This window comes from Empedobacter falsenii, assembly GCF_019308355.1.
In the GTDB taxonomy this organism is placed as follows: domain Bacteria; phylum Bacteroidota; class Bacteroidia; order Flavobacteriales; family Weeksellaceae; genus Empedobacter; species Empedobacter falsenii_B.
On sequence record NZ_JAAGKM010000017.1, the window covers coordinates 37,830 to 56,196 of the forward strand.

Consider the following 18,367-nt stretch of genomic DNA (forward strand, 5'->3'; position numbering starts at 1 on the left):
TTCGACGAATGAATATCATACATCAATCTATTTTTTGAATGATTTTGGCTGAAAAAATAAGATAAAAATAAGCGTACAAATTCCAGTTAAAAATGGATAATATAAGTTAGATAACACATCAACCGAAGAAACCTTTGTTGCACTTGAAATTGTATTTGCAGCTGCAACCGCTGCCAAAACTTGCGCACCATAAGGTAAGATTCCTTGTACAAAACACGAAACCGTATCCAAAATACTTGCCACACGTTTTCCCTCTAAATCATGATGATCAGAAATATCTTTTGCAATTTTACCACAAATCAAAATTGTAATTGTGTTATTTGCCAAACAAGCATTCGCCAAAGCTGTAAGCGACGCAATACTCATCTCAGCCTGACGTTTTGTTTTAATATTTTTGGTTAGATGATAAATGATAAAATCTAATCCGCCATTCAAACGAATAATTCCAACAATTCCACCAATAATTAAACAAATAATACTCAACTCAAACATTCCTTTAAAACCTTCATTAATAGAAGAAACTAAGTCTAGTAAAGGAACACCAGAATAGAACAAACCAATTCCAAGAAACGAAAGAATTCCTACAATTAAAGCCCAAATCACATTAATTCCAGACATTGCTAGTCCAAAAACTAATAGATAAGGTAAGATTAAAATCAAGTCAAAATCTAACTGTTTTCCTTGGAAATTGGTTGTGTCAAAATGTTGAGAAAGTGAAAAATATATAATCGTCGAAACAATAGCTGCTGGAACTACTATTCGAAAATTAGTTTTAAATTTAGATTTCATGCTCACTTCTTGCGTACGTGTTGCAGCAATTGTTGTATCAGAAATAAATGATAAATTATCGCCAAACATCGCTCCACCAACTACTGCTCCTAACAAAATTGGCATAGAACCTGGAATCATTTTATCCATTTGCACTGCAATCGGCGCAACAGTTACAATTGTTCCAACCGATGTTCCCAAAGCCGTCGCAATAAAACAAGATAACAAAAAGAAACCTGCTACAATAAAGGAAGAAGGAAGATAATTCAAAAATAAATTCACTGTTGATTCTACAGCACCAATTGTAGATCCTAAACTTCCAAACGCTCCAGCGAGAAGAAAAATTAAAATCATCAACATAATGGTTTCTTCACCCGCATTCTTACAAAAAGCCTCGGCTTTCGTATGAAATGAAACCTTAGGGAATTGAACAAATGCAATTACTAATGCTAACATGAAAACAACCAATGCTGGAACAGAATAAAAATCGTTCAGATAAATAGATGCCGAAAAATAGACAAGTATGAAAATGATTAAAGGCAATAAAGCCCAAAAATTTCCTTTTTTTATGATCATATTACTAAAAATTCAGAAAAATATTCTGCAAATATCTATCGAAATTTTAAAACATGAAAATCAAATATTTATTGATTTATAAGTTTTTAGGACAGTAGAATAAAAAAAGGAACATCTTTCGAAAGATATTCCTTCATTTAGAAAAATTTTCTAAAAACTGTATTTTTATTTCGCAATTAATTTATTTGTTTGTGTAATTGCGCGCTCATTTTTTTCTTCAATCCAAGTTTTACCTTTTATTTTTCGCATCACATTATCGTATGTACGCATCAAAAATATGTTATAAATCGCTTCGGACAAATTTTTTGGTTTATGTGCCAACGAACGCAAACTCATCGAAAAACCTGGCGTCAAATATTTCATATAATGCCACCAACCTTCTGGCATATAAAGCATTTCTCCGTGTTTTAGGTCTGCAACCATCGGATTTATATTTTTCAGCGCTGGCCATTTATCAAAATCAGGATTATCAAAATCAATATCTTCTCTACAAATTACCGAATGCGGAATTTTGTACATGTATTTCGAATCCTTTGGCGGAACAATAATACAACGTTTTTTTCCTGCAAAATGGAAATGCAAAATATTCGCTAAATCGATATCATAATGCATAAAAACATTCGATCCTTCACCTCCAAAAAATAACATTGGCATCGATTTGAAAAGATTCAAACCCAAATCTGGCATTTTATAATCTTGTTGCAATTGCGGAACTTGACTCATCAAATTGTACAAAAATATACGCAAATCTGTCGGCTCACTTTGCAACAAATCTACATATTCAGACATTTTCATCTTTGCTACTGGTTCATTTACTTTCTTCGTATAATCAACCGGATCATTATTGTATAAAGGGACAACCTTGTTGCCTGCAACTTGTTTTATATACTCAAAATTCCACTTTTCGTACGCAGGCCAATCCTCTGTAATTCGCTCTACTACAACTGGTTTTTGAGGTTTAACGTAATATTTCTGAAAATCTTTTGCAGAAATACTTTCTACTCTTTCAACTTCTGTGAAATTAAAATTCATCTTTTATGTAAAATAAAGTGCAAATTTACTTAACTTTTTTGTTAAATCTGAAAGAAGCAATTATTAAACCAATCTTTTTTAAATATGATTTAATAATTATTTCTGATTTGATAATTTATTAAATATACATTGAACTTTACTATAACTGATGATAGAAAATACATCAATTCTTTCATTATCTTTACATTGAATTTTTAAAATCGATTCGTTGAACACAAAAAATCTATTTTTTTCCATTTTTTTTATTCTACTGAATACGTTTTGTTGTGCACAGCAAATTTTTCCGTATTTGGAACTTAAAGATGAGGACGATTATGAAAAAATAGAAGCAATTTCTCTCGAAAATGACTATAATTTTCATCATTTATTGGGAAATTTGAGTCATAATTTTACTTTTCAGAACAATTCTTCGGAAGATATTTCGGCTAAATTTATTTATCCTTATCAAGCTTCTCAAAATGTGTACGAATTAAAAGCTTTTGTAAATGATAAAGTTTTCGAAATTCAATCCAAATCGATTGTAGATATTCGAAAAGAGTTAAAAAATATTGATGCTTCAACTATTTTTAAAAATCAACAAAACAATCAAGTTTTACAATTAGATTTAGGAAAAATTCCTGCGAATACTATACTAAAAATTCAGCTAAAAGTTTCGAAAATTGTTGAAGAAAATAGTTTTAATTATCAAGTTTCGTTTCCAGAATTTATCGTCAAACGAACAGAATCTTTTACGCAAATTCATCGTTGGAACAATCAATTGAATGGTTTTCCGAAAAACATAAATTCAAATATTCATCTTTCTGGAAATTTCCCGATTTCAAAAATTGTTTCTGATTTAAAGTTTTCAAAGGAAGATGATCGAAATTATGTTTCAAAAAATTCCGATAAAAAGATTCCAACTCTTCAATATGCTTATACAAAAAATGAACTACAAACCGGAATTGAAACGTTTACTGAAAATGGTTGCGATTATATTTTAGGAACAATTGAACCTGCAAATAATCCTTCTAAATATAATGCTCCACGAGAATTTTTGTTCGTTTTGGATGCTTCTGGTTCTATGATGAATCAACCAATTGAAACTTCCAAAAAATTGATGAATCAACTTCTTCCAAATCTAAACGAAACAGATAAATTTAATGTGTTGGTTTATTCTACGAAAAATGAATTAATTTTTAATTCTTCTCAATTTCCAACGAAAGAAAACATCAATTTAGCTTTAGAAAAAATTAATTCTTTGAGTGGAACTGGCGAAAAATTATTGGATGAAGCAATAGAGCAAATTCAGAAAAATCCTTTTGATAAAAATTATAAACGAATCATTGCAATTATTTCTGATGGAGCGATAAATTTGAATGAAACGGTTTACAATTCACTCCGAAATTATGCAAAAGACACACAATTTATAACATTAGGAATTGGAAAAGAATTGGATTATCATGCGATGAATTTTATTAGTTTGGCAACAGGAACGCTTCCGATTACGGTCAATGAACCAAGAGAATTGAATCAGAAAATAACACAATTTCAGCAAGCTGTTTTGAATTCTTCTATTTATCATCTTAAAGTTCAATCATCCCAAATCAACCTCAACGAAACGTTTCCGAAGAATTTCAATACGTATTTAGCTCAAAATTCTGTCAATTTTGTTTCACGCGATTGTAATCGTCGTTATCCAAAAAAAATAGAAATTATTGGTAATCAATCGAACCAAAATTTCACTCAAAATTTTGAAATCAAACAACCAAATCCAAGTGAATTTACCGAAGCAATTAAGTTTTATTGGGCAAAACAAAAAATTGATTATCTCTTAAAAGATGAGGAACGTTGCGGTGAAATGTGCAAAAAAGATGGACGATATCGAAAAGAAATTGAGAAAATTGGAACTGAATTCAATATTTCAACACCTTATAATTTATTGATCCAGAAAGGAAATATAGAAAATTACAACAATGATTATGATACAGATGGCGATGGCGTGATGGATATCGAAGATGAATGTCCGTATATAAAAGGAAATCGTTTTGGAAATGGCTGTCCTGAAAATAATTTGAGTGATAAAAAGATTGGAAATTATGTTCAAGATTATTCAAATTATTTAATGGAAACCGTCGAATTTGATTTTGATAAAGCTGAAATCAGAGCTATTGATTATCCAAAATTGGATGAAGTTGTTGCAATTATGAAACGAAATCCATCACATCATTTTGTTATCGAAGGTCATACAGATGCGGTTGGAACAGAATCTTACAATATAGATTTATCACAACGAAGAGCAAACGCTGTGTTGAATTATTTGGTAGAAAAAGGTCTAAATAAAAATCGATTTTCAATTTCCGCTAAAGGCTTTTCAGACTTGAAACACAAAGAATGTAATCCTGCTGCAAATTGTATTGATTGGAAAAATTTTGAGAATAGACGAGTTAGATTTAAGATAAAATAATTATTGTAACAAAAAAAGACCAAGCTTTCACTTAGTCTTTTGTATCTTATAATAATTAACAGCTTAAGAAATTCTTTCAATCAAAGCCATGTAGAATCCATCATAATTAGTTTGAGATGGATAATGCATTTTATCTGAAACCATTTTATAATTTGGATTATTCTTCAAGAATTTTTCTACTTGCTGCTCATTTTCTTGTGGTAAAATAGAACAAGTTGCATAAACCATCATTCCTCCAACTTTAATGATTTTAGAATAATCAGCTAATATTTTTTCTTGTGTTGCTAATATTTCGTCAATAAATTCTGGTCTTAATTTCCATTTTGCATCAGGATTACGTTTCAAAACTCCCATTCCAGAACAAGGTGCATCAATCAATAAGCGATCAGCAGAATTCTCCATACGCTTGATTGTTTTTGCTTCAATCACCTTTGTTTGTACATTCTGAACATTGTTACGTTTTGCACGGCGTTTCAATTCTTTCAATTTCCAATCGTACAAATCCATTGCAATAATTTGCCCTTTGTTTTCCATCAAAGCAGCTAAATGCAATGTTTTTCCTCCAGCACCAGCACAAGCATCTACCACACGCATTCCTGGTTGAACACGTAAATACGGCGCAATCAATTGCGATCCTGCATCTTGAACTTCGAACCAACCATTCTGAAATTCATCTGTACGGAAAATATTTGTTTTCTCTTCTAGCTCTAAAGCATCTTGATATTTCGATAAAACTTTCGTTTTTATTCTACGCTCCTTCAACGCTTTTTGTAATGTTTTACGGTCTGTTTTCAAGGAATTCACACGTAAAACTGTTGGTGCTTGCGAGTTCATTGCATGCACTTCATCTAACCAACGATTTCCCAACGACTTCTCTCCTAACTCGAACATCCAATCTGGATACGATTCTGCAACCGCAATATTTTTAGACGAATTGTGATGTCTTTTCAAGACTTCTTTTGGATAGATTTTTTGAAATTCTTCCCATTTTGGTAACGTTTGCTCTGGATCTAAAGCAAACCAAGTTCCAACAAACTCCCAAATTGTATCAGGAGAAAGCGGACGGCTCATTGCCCCTTCAACCAAACGTTTCCAACGAACTAAATCGTAAACCGTTTCGGCAATAAAAGCACGATCGCGCGCTCCCCATTGCTTATTCGATTTCAATGTTCGCTCAACTTCTTTATCTGCATATTTTCCTTCGAAGAAAATTTGTTGCAATGTGTCGGTAATTCCGACAAATAAATTTTTATATGGTAAAATCTTCATAACTCGGTGCAAATTTACAAAGACTTAAATGATTAGCGTAATTAATTTATAAGATTATACAACTTCAAAAAGATCTTTTATCTTTTGAGGAACCTCAACCACTTTATTTTGCTGATAATCGAAGGTCACAATTCCTGTTTTCGCTTTTGCAATTAATTTATCTTTTGTAGAAATTTTATAGATTACATCAAAACTAACACGCGAAAAATCTTGCACACCAATCTCAATCAACAATTCATCGCCATAAAAAGCTTGATTTTTATACTCAATCGCAACATCACCCATAATCACGCTTACACCTCCAAAATCTAATTCCGAATAGCCATAATGTTGAAAAAACTGAATTCGCGATTCATGTATAATGGACAATACTTTATCGTTTGCCAAATGATTTCCATAATTGAGATCAGTTATGCGTACTGGTATTATTGTTGAAAATAAAAATTTGTCTAAAAAATCTAATTTTATACGAGCCATTTTGTAGATATCTTTGCTCAAAGATAAGAAAGTTGTATAAAAAAAAAAACGGGTTTAAGCTCCTCAGCTTAAACCCAATTGATTTTAAAAAAAACTTACACTAGTAAGTATAAATTTAACATTAAAAAAAATCAATCTTACTCTCTACTACCTATGGTCAAATTTAGAAATAATTTAATAAATACCAAAACTTTTTAGAAATTTTTTATTATTCTTTTTTATTTAAAATAAGACTGATATAAAAAACTCTAAATATTTAGATTATTATATAAAAAAATACTCTATTAAATACGACCTGTATAAATAAAACATGCTATTTTTTATATTTGTGAAAAATAGTAATTTGCAAGGCCAAACTTTTAACATGAATTTGATTCAATACATTCATCAACATCTTAATTCTATTTCAGAAAAATCAATCAACAATACAGTAAATTGTTTGAATGAAGATAATACCATACCCTTTATTGCGAGATATAGAAAAGAGGTCACAGGAAATCTTGATGAAGTTCAAATTTCTGCTATAAAAAAACTGCAAAATCAATACAATGAAATTGTTTCTCGAAAAGAATTTATTTTAAAAACATTGGAAGAGCAGAATCAATTGAGCAATGAATTACAACAACGTATTCAGAAAAGTTTTGATTTGGTTCAATTAGAAGATTTATATCTTCCTTATAAAAAGAAGAAAAAAACACGTGCAACCATTGCAAAAGAAAAAGGTTTAGAGCCTTTGGCAAAAATCATCATGAAGCAAAATAATATTCCTGATTTGGATGATTTAGCAAAAAAATATCTAAATGAAGATGTGACAAGTATCGAAGATGCTTTTGCAGGTGTACAAGATATTATTGCAGAATGGATCAATGAAAATGAATATGTACGTCATCGATTGCGAGATATTTTCAGAAAATCTGCTTTGATTGAAAGTAAACTAGTAAAATCTAAAATAGATGATGAAGATTCGGCTAAATACTCGAACTATTTTGAATACGAAGAATTATTGAAAAAAATTGCTTCTCACCGATTATTGGCTATTTTACGCGGCGAAAATGAAGGTTTTTTGAAAGTAAATGTATCAATTGATAAAAAAGAAGCCTTCAAATTTCTTGAATACACGTTGATCAAATCTATTCAACCAGAAGTTTCTTGGGTTATTGAGGAAGCTATAAAAGATGCTTACAAACGACTTTTAGCTCCTTCAATCTCAAATGAAGTGTTGAAAGAAGCAAAACAAAAAGCAGATGAAACATCAATAAATGTTTTTTCGAAAAACTTAAATCAATTGCTTTTGGCGCCACCTCTGGGAGAAAAACGAATTTTAGCGATAGATCCTGGTTACAAATCGGGATGTAAAGTGGTTGTATTAGATGAGCAAGGTGATTTGTTGCACAACGAAAACATCTATCCGCATGCGCCTCAAAATGAAAAAACACAAGCCATCAAAAAACTAAAATCGCTTATCAATGCTTATAATGTCGATGCAATTTCGATAGGAAATGGAACAGCTTCTCGCGAGACTGAAAATTTGGTTCAGAATATTGCATTTGATCGTCCACTAAAAGTTTTTGTTGTAAATGAAGCTGGTGCTTCGGTTTATTCGGCTTCTAAAATTGCGCGCGACGAATTTCCGGATAAAGATGTTACCGTTCGCGGTGCTGTTTCTATAGGCCGCCGTTTACAAGATCCTTTGGCAGAATTAGTAAAAATAGAGCCAAAATCGATTGGAGTTGGTCAGTATCAACATGATGTCGATCAAACTTTATTGAAAAATGAGTTGGATGATGTTGTTTCTTTCTGTGTAAACAAAGTTGGTGTAAATCTGAACACAGCAAGCAAACATTTACTAAATTATGTTGCAGGAATTGGTGAAAAAATGGCTGAAAATATTGTAGAATATCGAAGCGAAAATGGTGCATTTAATTCGAGAAAAGAGTTACTAAAAGTTCCTCGTTTGGGTGAAAAAGCATTCTTACAAGCTTCTGCTTTTTTACGAATTCCAAATGCAAAAAATCCGTTAGATAATTCTGCTGTTCACCCAGAATCGTATGCTCTTGTAGAGAAAATGGCGAAAGATTTGAAAGTTGATTTGAAAGATTTGATTCAAAATAAAGAATTGATTAATCAACTTGATTTAACCAAATATATTACCGAAAAAGTAGGTTTACCAACTTTAGAAGATATTAAAAAGGAACTCGAAAAACCTGGTTTAGATCCGCGTTCTACAGCCAAAGTTTTTAGTTTCGATCAACGATTAAAGAAATTCGAAGATTTGCAATTGGGCATGAAAGTTCCTGGAATTATCAACAATATTACTAATTTTGGTTGTTTTGTAGATATAGGAATTAAAGAAAATGGTTTGATTCATATTTCTAAAATTTCGAATGAATTTATTTCAGATGTAAATTCAAAAGTGCATTTGAGTCAACAAATTGAAGTAACCGTAATTGGAATTGATACAGAAAAACGTAAAATTCAATTGTCTTTGATTGATTAAGGAAAATAATTTCAAAATTAAAAGGCAATCTAACGAAAGATTGCCTTTTTGATTTTATTATTTTCTGAGCAGAAATTAATCCTCAAATTTTACTTTATATTGTTTATCAAACTCTTTTTTCTGCGCATCAGTCATTTTACTACGCATATATTTTATTGTAAATCCACCAATCATTTTATCACCTTTATAATACATCCAATCTGATAATTTAGTTGGATCTATCACAATTGTATCATTGTGTTTAACCAATTTTGTGTATTGAGGTACGTTGTCCACAATTCCTTTTAATTGATCGTTGTCCGAATATACATCACGAATCCAAATATGCTCTTTTTGTGTCGCATTCGGAATATCATACATTTGTTTGACAATAAAATTAGTTGTCGTTGTATCTTTCATCGACAACGCCAATTTGAAATCATCAAACGTTTGTTGCGCTTCCTTCCCAATACTATCCAAATCTTTTTGTTCTTGCTTTTGCTTATCCAAACCTTTATAAGCTTCTACTCCAGCATTTTCTTTGTTACCACAAGAAAATAATAAAACCGAAAAAGCTATTGCGAATAATGTATATTTCATAATTGTATTTCTTTGATTGTTGTCCTATAAAGTTACATAAATTTATTCAAAATAAGATAAATTCAACTCTTTTGGTGTTGGCTGAATCCATTTTTGATGACCAAAATAACTCCAAGTTGTATAAGCTAAATTGTAATTTGGATTTGTAAATTGATAATAATCGCTACCATTGACAGAAACTTTTGCATCCACAAAAACTTTGACATCTTTCACACCATTTTTCGCATAATCATATTTTACATAACGTGCAAATTGCCACATCATATCTGGGCTAACCGCCATTTTTGACATTTGTTTGAAGGTTAGATATTTTGTCAAATCTACTTTCTCGCGTTTCAAGAATTTACCTTTTTTCTGTGGATCTGGTTTCGAAACATATACCACAACTTCACCCGCTTTGTTACGCAACATCATTCGCCAAGCCATGCGATGACCTTCCTCTGTCCAAAAAACATTTCCGGGAATAAAGTAATGGCGAACAGGTAAATATATTTGCCAAACTACGTAGAAAAACATCAAATAAGAGAACATGACACGACGAGTTGTCAATAAATTATCATCATCTGAACGATCCATCATAAATGATTTTTTAGGAAAAACAACTTCCTGAATCTTAACGGGATCATAAAAGAAAATTAACATTGCCAAAGCAAAGAAAGGAAATATTCCAATCCCGAAAACTGCAGAATTGAAAATATGAAAGGCTACAGCACATTTGAAAGCAATTCCACGCGTTCTGTTCATCAACATTGCAGGAATAATCAATAAATCGAAAAAGAATCCGCCCCAAGCAAAAACTTGTGCAAACTCTAAACTACTTACAACTTTTCCTAATCCAATCAAATTATATTTTGTTGTTAATAAATCGCCATATTCGTGGAATTTCATTTGTAGAAAAACACCGTTAAACCAATCTGGATAAATCTTTGCAAAAGCCGCAAAAACATACACAATCAATAACTGGATAATAAATAAAGTTGGTACCCAATTGCGCATGGTTAGACGTTTTATTTTCGGAAAAATTAAACTATCAATCGAAAAGAAATGATGCGCAGGAATTATCGTCATCATCCACGAAACTAGCATAAACAGATAATAATGGTTGTTGTAGCTTGTTTTTTGCATGAAATACGTCAACGACCATAAAATAGAAAATACGATAATTGAAAATCGATAAGCAAATCCAAACACGATAAACCAGCCTAAAATTCCCATGAGCACGTACAAATAAATCATATTTTGTCCCAAGAAAACATTTGTCCACTCGAATCCGATGAACGAAAATGTAATGTGCGGTTCAACAAAATTTGTTTGTACCCAACCTGTAAAAATGGCTCCCCAACATTCTGCAACAATTAATAAACCAAAGATTATTCGGAAAATTACAAGTGGAGAATTATCAACTTTTCGGAATAAATATTCGCTAAACATGATTGATTGTTAATTTTGGCTAATTTAAAAATAACCTTTAGAGTTTAGCTACTTTTAGCGTATATTTATTGTATGAAAACGAGGAAAATTATTTTGTTTGATGGAATTTGCAATTTATGCAATCAATCTGTTCAGTTTGTGATTGAACATGACAATAAAAATCAATTTCAGTTTGCTTCATTACAATCTGATTTTGGACAAAATTTTTTGAAAGAAAATAATTTGGATGCCGCTCAATTTGATTCTGTCGTTTTTATTGAAGATGATAAATTTTATACCAAATCATCTGCCGCACTTAAAATTTCGAAATATTTGGACGGAATAACTTCTTGGTTGACTATTTTTATGATTGTTCCAAAGCCTTTACGCGATGTGGTTTATAGTTTTATTGCGAAAAATCGTTATCGTTGGTTCGGAAAACAAGAAAGTTGCTGGTTACCTACTCCTGAATTGAAAGCGAAGTTTTTAGATTAAGTTTTAAACTTCTTGATTCAAATAGTTTTTAATCTTCTTAAAAAGAATTACCCAAAAATAAAAAGTCAATAAAAGGTTTATTACTACAATTATCAAGAGAACAAAGTTTCCATTTAATATTGTTGAATCTATTTCTCCCATTTGAATTAAAAAAGCGAAAAATAAGCAAACAACAAATAAAATGATAATACTCTATATTTCCTTTTTGAAAGAATGCTAATGAATAAAAATAGTATTGTTATCAATCCTAAACTATAAATTGAAACTTCATCTTCACCTCCAGAAGATTGTAATTGGGAAGTATAATAAAAATCATTTCCTTGCATATAGCCTAATCCATCTGTGTATTTAATAAATAAAAAACAACAAATGACTTGAGCAAGATATAAAACTTCAAGGAATGAAAAATGTACTTTCATTTTATTAACCTCTGTTTAAATTATTTAATCTTCTACAACTATTTTTTCATTAATTTTTACAATAGCTTCATTGATTCCTTTAAAATACTTTTCCTCACTAAAGTTTGGAACAACTACCTCATCAATTAGCTTTTGAGAAAAATCGTCAGAAATTATATTTCGAGCAATATCATTCGTCGAAATTCTAACTTCTCTTGATTTTAAATTAAACACAATTATCATATTTCCCTTTTGAAATCGATCAGAACTATTGTTATTAAGGATTGAAAATGAATAATCTGTTATATTTTCATTTGGAAAATAATCATCTGTAGAAATTATAAATAGCTGAAAACGATTGGTCTTTTGAATTTTCTTTAATTGTTTTTCAAGTTTTGCTAACTCTTCTCTATTAAAAACTTTTTCTAAATCAACAACATTTGAAAACGGAATCAAAGAATAATTTTCAATATAAGGAAATTCAGTACAATTTTTAATCAAATTCTTTTGTAGATTGAACTGAAAAATGTTTACATCTGATATTAAAAAGTCTTCTGCATCAGTATTGAAATATTTATTAAAATCTAATAAATTTTTAGCTGGTTTTTTCTTTTTAAATGATTTACAGATTTCTTTGCTTATTTGATCATAATCTTGTGCATAAGAAAATGTAATATTTGTAAATAAAATAATTGATAGAAGTATTTTTCTTATCATTACAACGAATTAAAATCTACTGATTTTTATATTTCTCAATGGCAGCTTTTATTTTTTCGCGACGATTAGATGGAGATGGATGCGTACTTTGAAATTCTGGAACTTGGCTTCCTCCTGAAGCTTCTTCCAAAATATCCATTACACCAATCAATGCTTCAGGATTATATCCTGCCTGAATCATAAATCGAACGCCCAAATCATCAGACTCCAATTCATCATCACGACCATATTTCATATTCACCATATTCGCCACAACTTGCGCATAATAAGCCGAATTTGCATCTCCAGCTGCCACACCTGCCGCTCCTGAAATTCCTTGCGAAAGCTCTTGTTTCGACATTTGTTCTGCACTATGACGCGCAATAACGTGACCAACCTCATGTCCCAAAACTCCAGCCAATTGATCTTCGTTTTGCAAACGTGTCAACAAGGCTTCGGTAATAAAAATTGGTCCACCAGGCAATGCAAAAGCATTTACAGTACGATTATCTGCCAATACATAAAACTGAAATGGATAATTCGTTTTATGCGCATCACTATTATTAACCACTTTCGCGCCTACTCGTTTTACAAGTTCTTGGTATTGCGCATTACGAGATAGTCCACCAAACTCTTGAGCCATTTGCGGAGCCGAATTAATTCCCATTGCAATTTCGTCATCTTTAGTTAATGAAATATATTGCTTTTCGCCCGTAATTTCATTGACTTCCGAAGAAGAAAAATATTTTATAACAGAAAAAATAACAATTGCTGCAGCAATTATTAATTTCATCGACGTTCCGCCCTTTTGCATATCAGTGTAAGGTGTTAATTATTTTTTGTACCTTTTCTTTAGAATCTCCAAAACATCTTTCAATTCAAAACCACGCGCATGTAAAGCCATAAGGTAATAAAAGAAAACATCTGCCGATTCTTCCAAAAAATTTTCGTCGTTATCTTGTTCCGAAGCAATCACCATTTCTACGGCTTCTTCCCCCATTTTTTTAGCGATTTGCGAATTACCTTTTTTATGAACACGTTTCATTTTAGATTTTTTCGCATCCTCTAATTTCGCCTCTTCCATCATTATTTCCAATTTCTTTAAGAATGGAAATTTTTTTTCTTTTTTGACTTCAGAAGTATTTTCATTAAGTTCCATAAAATCGTTTGTTTTCATAGATTTTTTTAAACGTAGAATAAATTTAAGAAATTCTACCGAATTATTTATCTCAATTCTATTGCCAATATTACTATTTTTTGAAAAAAAAGAAAGTTTTTATTCACATTTATTTCTAAAAAAATAAAATTCTAATCAATTCATTCAATTAATTTTTAAGATTGTTATTCACTTTTATTTTAAGATAAAAAAACGTATTTTTACGCGAAAATAAACATAGCGCAAACACAATGAACACAAACGATTTTTCCATTAGACATATTGGAAACAATGCGCAGCAAGCAGCTGAAATGCTTTCTGTTATTGGGAAAGATTCTATTGATTCTTTAATTGAGGCAACAGTTCCTCAGAACATTCGATTGAAAAATGCTTTGGATCTACCAGAAGCTTTATCAGAATTTGAAGCTATTAATCATTTAGCTGAAATCGCTTCAAAAAATAAAAAAGTAAAAAATTATCTTGGATATGGATATTATGGTACAATTTTACCAGCACCAATTCAACGTAATATATTAGAAAATGCTGGTTGGTACACAGCTTATACACCATACCAAGCGGAAATTGCGCAAGGACGTTTAGAAGCTTTATTAAATTTCCAAACTGTTATTTCTGATTTAACAGGTTTACCTATCGCAAATGCCTCTTTATTAGACGAAGGTACTGCATGTGGTGAAGCAATGCACATGTTATTTGAATCTCGTTCTCGTGATCAAAAGAAAAACAATGTCAACAAATTTTTTGTAGCAGACAACTTATTCCCTCAATCTGTAGCAGTTTTAGAAACGAAAGCACACGGTTTAGGAATTGAATTAGTTGTTGGAAACTTTGAAACAACTGAATTAACAGAAGAATTCTTCGGAGTGATTGTACAATACATCGGAAAAGGAGGACAAATCAATAATTATAAATCATTTGTAGAAAAAGCAAATGCGGTTAACGTAAAAGTTGCTGTTGCAACAGATTTATTAGCTTTAACATTATTAACACCTCCAGGTGAATGGGGAGCTGATATCGCAATTGGTACTTCTCAACGTTTTGGTGTTCCAATGGGATACGGTGGACCACACGCAGCTTTCTTATCTTGTACAGAAGAATATAAGCGTGTAATTCCAGGACGTATTATTGGAGTTTCTCAAGATCGTTTAGGAAATTATGCATTACGTATGGCTTTGCAAACGCGTGAACAACATATCAAACGTGAAAAAGCAACTTCTAACATTTGTACTGCACAAGTATTGTTAGCAGTTATGGCTTCTTTCTACGCGGTTTATCACGGAAAAGATGGTTTACAATATATCGCTGATCAAATCCATACTAAAGCAGCTGTTTTACACGGAGGTTTAGAGCATTTAGGATTTAAATTAGTGAATACAAATTTCTTCGATACAATTCAAATTGAGGTTGAAAACTCTGACGAAATTGTGAAGATTTTTGCAGAAGAAGAAATTAATGTAAATGGATTCGAAAACGGAAAAATTTCAATCACAATTGATGAAATGACTTCTGAAGAAGATATTTTTGAAATATTAAGTGTTTTTGCAACAATTAAAAACACAGAAGACAGTTTCGAATTTGAAGTAGATGATTCTTATTTACCTCAAGATTTAATCAGAACTTCTGATTTCTTAACACACGAAAACTTCAATTTATATCATACAGAAACAGAATTAATGCGTTACATCAAACGTTTAGAACGTAAAGATTTAGCGCTTAACCAATCGATGATTGCATTAGGTTCTTGTACAATGAAATTGAATGCTGCAACAGAATTATTGCATATGTCTTGGGAAAGAATGGGGAATGTACACCCTTTCACTCCAAAAGATCAAGTAGAAGGTTACCAAACATTAATCAAAAACTTAGAAGATTATTTAGCTGTAATTACAGGTTTTGATGCAACTTCTTTACAACCAAATTCTGGTGCACAAGGAGAATATGCAGGTTTAATGGTTATTCGTTCTTACTTTGAGGCAAAAGGAGAAGGACACAGAAATGTAGCGTTGATTCCACAATCTGCTCACGGAACTAACCCTGCTTCTGCTGCAATGGCTGGAATGCAAGTTGTTGTTGTGAAAAACTTAGAATCTGGTGAAACAGATTTAGTTGATTTGAAAGAAAAATGTGAAAAACACAAAGATAACTTAGCTGCATTGATGATTACTTATCCATCAACTTATGGCGCTTTTGATAGCAATATCGAAGAAGTTACTGAAATGATTCACGCATACGGAGGTCAAGTTTATATGGACGGTGCAAACATGAATGCGCAAGTTGGATTAACTTCTCCAGGAAATATTGGTGCAGACGTTTGTCACTTAAACTTACACAAAACATTCGCTATTCCTCACGGAGGTGGAGGACCTGGTGTAGGACCAATTTGTGTAAAAGCACATTTAGCTCCTTTCTTAGGATCTTCTCCATTAATCGAAACTGGAGGAAAAGAAGCGACAAATACATTTGCTGCAGCTCCTTATGGTTCTGCATTCATTTTACCTATTTCTTACTCTTACATTTTAATGTTAGGTGCAGAAGGTTTATTGAAAGCGACACAAGGTGCAATCTTGAATGCTAATTACATGAAAACTCGTTTAGAGAAACATTTTGATATCTTATATACAAATGGAAACAATGTAGTTGCGCACGAATTTATCTTAGATTGTCGTCCATTCAAAAAAGCAGGAATTGAAGTAACTGATATTGCAAAACGTTTGATTGATTACGGATTCCACGCACCAACAGTATCTTTCCCAGTTGCTGGAACATTGATGGTTGAGCCAACAGAATCTGAGAATAAAGCAGAATTAGATCGTTTTTGTGATGCATTAATTTCCATTCGTCAAGAAATCGACGAAGTTGCAAACGGAGATTATCCAGTTGACAACAATGTATTACACAACGCGCCTCACCCAATTCACTTGATTACAGCAGACGAGTGGGAATATCCTTACTCTCGTTCTAAAGCTGCATATCCAGCAGAATGGGTTCGCGAACGTAAATTCTTTGCATCTGTTTCTCGTATTGATGATGCTTACGGAGATCGTAACTTAATCTGTACGTGTGCTCCTATCGAAGCCTATATGGATTAATTATTCTAGAAAGAATATATTTTTAAATACAAATCGCTCTGAGAAATCGGAGCGATTTTTTTTATTGAAATAATTTAAATGTTTAAAATGTTTGTATTTCTTAATTTTTTTTTTAAATTCATTCTAACTAAACTTTTAATATTAAAACATTTATGAAAAATTATGCTGCCGAGTTTTTCGGTACTTTTTGGTTAGTTTTCGGAGGTTGTGGTAGTGCAATCTTTGCAGCTGGTATTCCCGAATTAGGAATTGGTTACGCTGGTGTTGCATTAGCATTTGGTCTTACTGTATTAACAATGGCTTATGCAGTTGGTCATATTTCTGGAGGACATTTCAACCCTGCTGTCTCTTTCGGATTATTTGCTGGAGGACGATTTGATGGAAAACAACTTATTCCTTATATTATTTCACAAGTACTCGGAGCAATTGCTGCAGCTGGTGTATTATACTTAATCTCATCTGGAAACTCAGATTTTGCAATTGACAATACCAAAGCTGGTGCATTCGCTTCCAATGGATATGGAGCCTTTTCTCCACATGGTTATAGCATGTTATCTGCTTTTCTAATTGAATTTGTCTTAACAGCCTTCTTCTTAATTGTTATTTTAGGTGCTACAGATAAATTTGCAAACGGAAAATTTGCTGGAATTGCAATTGGTTTGGCTTTAACATTAATTCATTTAATTTCTATTCCAATCACTAACACATCTGTAAATCCTGCCCGTTCTACATCACAAGCTATTTTTGTAGGCGGCGAACCTTTAACGCAATTATGGTTATTCTGGGTAGCACCAATCGCTGGAGCAATTGTAGGTGGATTAATTTATAAATTATTATTACAAAAAGACGAAAGTCAAGCATAAACTAAAAGCTCCGAATGGAGCTTTTTTTATTTTATTAACTGATATTCAGGATAAAATTCATTAAGTATTTCTTCTTCTTTATTCGGTAAAAAATAACAGGTTACATAAAAAAGTAAAAAGATAAAACTAAATATAATCGAAAATACAATATTTAAAATAATTTGGTTATTATCAAGATGAATCAAAACCTGCAAACTTAGATTAAACAAAGAAAATGCAAACGAGATGATATAAAGATTTTTAAAAATAAGCTCTTGTAAAATCAGTTTTCTATTTTTCACACTTAATTTTTGACGATATTTTTTTTGTAACCTTATATATCGATAAATAAATAATCCAAAAAATAAAACAATCGTACTTAAAATAGCAATTTTACTATATTTAAAAGCTATCAAATTAAACAATAATATTCCACTCATAACAAAAATAAAATACTGAAAAGTAAGTAAATGACTTTTCATCACTTTCCAAATTGACACTATCCACAATTTTGTGTAAATAGAAATAAGATGGGTTTGACTGTTTTTACAGTTGAATCCTTTTTTCAAATATAGTTAAAAATTGATTCAAAATAATTCCCCAATTGTGAATTGGTTGTGTC

General features: G+C 31.4%; 15 protein-coding genes. 5 read left to right on the forward strand and 10 right to left on the reverse strand.

Annotated elements, in window-relative coordinates; translation table 11 throughout:
* Window positions 1–27 precede the first annotated feature (27 nt).
* Both G0Q09_RS08455 and G0Q09_RS08460 read right to left on the reverse strand, forming a co-directional pair.
* Complete coding sequence (locus tag G0Q09_RS08455; RefSeq protein ID WP_219034557.1) at window positions 28–1,344, reverse strand: Na+/H+ antiporter NhaC family protein; 1,317 nt, start codon at window positions 1,342–1,344, stop codon at window positions 28–30.
* A 165-nt stretch (window positions 1,345–1,509) separates the two neighbouring features.
* Window positions 1,510–2,376 (reverse strand): cupin-like domain-containing protein, encoded by an 867-nt coding sequence (locus G0Q09_RS08460; RefSeq protein WP_125350158.1) that lies wholly within the window; start codon window positions 2,374–2,376, stop codon window positions 1,510–1,512.
* Window positions 2,377–2,665: 289 nt separating this feature from the next.
* On the opposite strand from G0Q09_RS08460, the gene G0Q09_RS08465 reads away from it, so the two are divergent.
* Window positions 2,666–4,819 (forward strand): OmpA family protein, encoded by a 2,154-nt coding sequence (locus G0Q09_RS08465; RefSeq protein WP_219034558.1) that lies wholly within the window; start codon window positions 2,666–2,668, stop codon window positions 4,817–4,819.
* Window positions 4,820–4,882: 63 nt separating this feature from the next.
* Here the strand turns inward: G0Q09_RS08465 and G0Q09_RS08470 are convergent, their stop codons facing one another.
* Complete coding sequence (locus tag G0Q09_RS08470; RefSeq protein ID WP_038333863.1) at window positions 4,883–6,088, reverse strand: RsmB/NOP family class I SAM-dependent RNA methyltransferase; 1,206 nt, start codon at window positions 6,086–6,088, stop codon at window positions 4,883–4,885.
* A gap of 54 nt (window positions 6,089–6,142) precedes the next feature.
* Window positions 6,143–6,565: an acyl-CoA thioesterase gene (locus G0Q09_RS08475; RefSeq protein WP_038333857.1), complete on the reverse strand. Its 423-nt coding sequence runs from the start codon at window positions 6,563–6,565 to the stop codon at window positions 6,143–6,145.
* A gap of 364 nt (window positions 6,566–6,929) precedes the next feature.
* On the opposite strand from G0Q09_RS08475, the gene G0Q09_RS08480 reads away from it, so the two are divergent.
* Window positions 6,930–9,062, forward strand: coding sequence for a Tex family protein (locus G0Q09_RS08480; protein WP_219034559.1), 2,133 nt, complete (start codon window positions 6,930–6,932; stop codon window positions 9,060–9,062).
* A gap of 75 nt (window positions 9,063–9,137) precedes the next feature.
* Here G0Q09_RS08480 and G0Q09_RS08485 read toward each other — a convergent pair whose 3' ends face one another.
* Together G0Q09_RS08485 and G0Q09_RS08490 are read right to left on the reverse strand one after the other, a co-directional pair.
* Window positions 9,138–9,641 (reverse strand): DUF2314 domain-containing protein, encoded by a 504-nt coding sequence (locus G0Q09_RS08485; RefSeq protein ID WP_219034560.1) that lies wholly within the window; start codon window positions 9,639–9,641, stop codon window positions 9,138–9,140.
* A gap of 42 nt (window positions 9,642–9,683) precedes the next feature.
* The gene (locus G0Q09_RS08490; protein ID WP_114999246.1) at window positions 9,684–11,072 is read right to left on the reverse strand and encodes an HTTM domain-containing protein; all 1,389 of its coding nucleotides are present in this window, start codon (window positions 11,070–11,072) and stop codon (window positions 9,684–9,686) included.
* A 72-nt stretch (window positions 11,073–11,144) separates the two neighbouring features.
* Here G0Q09_RS08490 and G0Q09_RS08495 point away from each other — a divergent pair, with 72 nt between their 5' ends.
* A complete protein-coding gene (locus G0Q09_RS08495; RefSeq protein ID WP_219034561.1) occupies window positions 11,145–11,546 on the forward strand; it encodes a thiol-disulfide oxidoreductase DCC family protein in 402 nt (133 codons plus the stop codon).
* 443 nt (window positions 11,547–11,989) lie between these two features.
* Here the strand turns inward: G0Q09_RS08495 and G0Q09_RS08500 are convergent, their stop codons facing one another.
* From G0Q09_RS08500 to hisE, 3 genes are read right to left on the reverse strand one after another with little or no spacing between them, the layout of a single operon-like run.
* The gene (locus G0Q09_RS08500) at window positions 11,990–12,661 is read right to left on the reverse strand and encodes a TPM domain-containing protein (RefSeq protein WP_219034562.1); all 672 of its coding nucleotides are present in this window, start codon (window positions 12,659–12,661) and stop codon (window positions 11,990–11,992) included.
* 16 nt (window positions 12,662–12,677) lie between these two features.
* On the reverse strand, window positions 12,678–13,454 hold the full coding sequence (locus G0Q09_RS08505; protein ID WP_219034563.1) for a M48 family metalloprotease: 777 nt from the start codon (window positions 13,452–13,454) through the stop codon (window positions 12,678–12,680).
* A gap of 18 nt (window positions 13,455–13,472) precedes the next feature.
* Window positions 13,473–13,817: a phosphoribosyl-ATP diphosphatase gene (hisE, locus tag G0Q09_RS08510; RefSeq protein WP_038333824.1), complete on the reverse strand. Its 345-nt coding sequence runs from the start codon at window positions 13,815–13,817 to the stop codon at window positions 13,473–13,475.
* Window positions 13,818–14,047: 230 nt separating this feature from the next.
* Between hisE and gcvP the strand changes: the two genes are divergently transcribed.
* A complete protein-coding gene (gcvP, locus tag G0Q09_RS08515) occupies window positions 14,048–16,903 on the forward strand; it encodes an aminomethyl-transferring glycine dehydrogenase (protein WP_219034564.1) in 2,856 nt (951 codons plus the stop codon).
* A gap of 152 nt (window positions 16,904–17,055) precedes the next feature.
* Window positions 17,056–17,766 carry an aquaporin Z gene (aqpZ, locus tag G0Q09_RS08520; protein ID WP_125350651.1) on the forward strand — a complete coding sequence of 237 codons (711 nt, stop codon included), beginning with the start codon at window positions 17,056–17,058 and terminating at the stop codon, window positions 17,764–17,766.
* Window positions 17,767–17,792: 26 nt separating this feature from the next.
* Here the strand turns inward: aqpZ and G0Q09_RS08525 are convergent, their stop codons facing one another.
* Window positions 17,793–18,185 carry a hypothetical protein gene (locus G0Q09_RS08525; RefSeq protein WP_219034565.1) on the reverse strand — a complete coding sequence of 131 codons (393 nt, stop codon included), beginning with the start codon at window positions 18,183–18,185 and terminating at the stop codon, window positions 17,793–17,795.
* Between the last annotated feature and the right edge of the window lie 182 nt (window positions 18,186–18,367).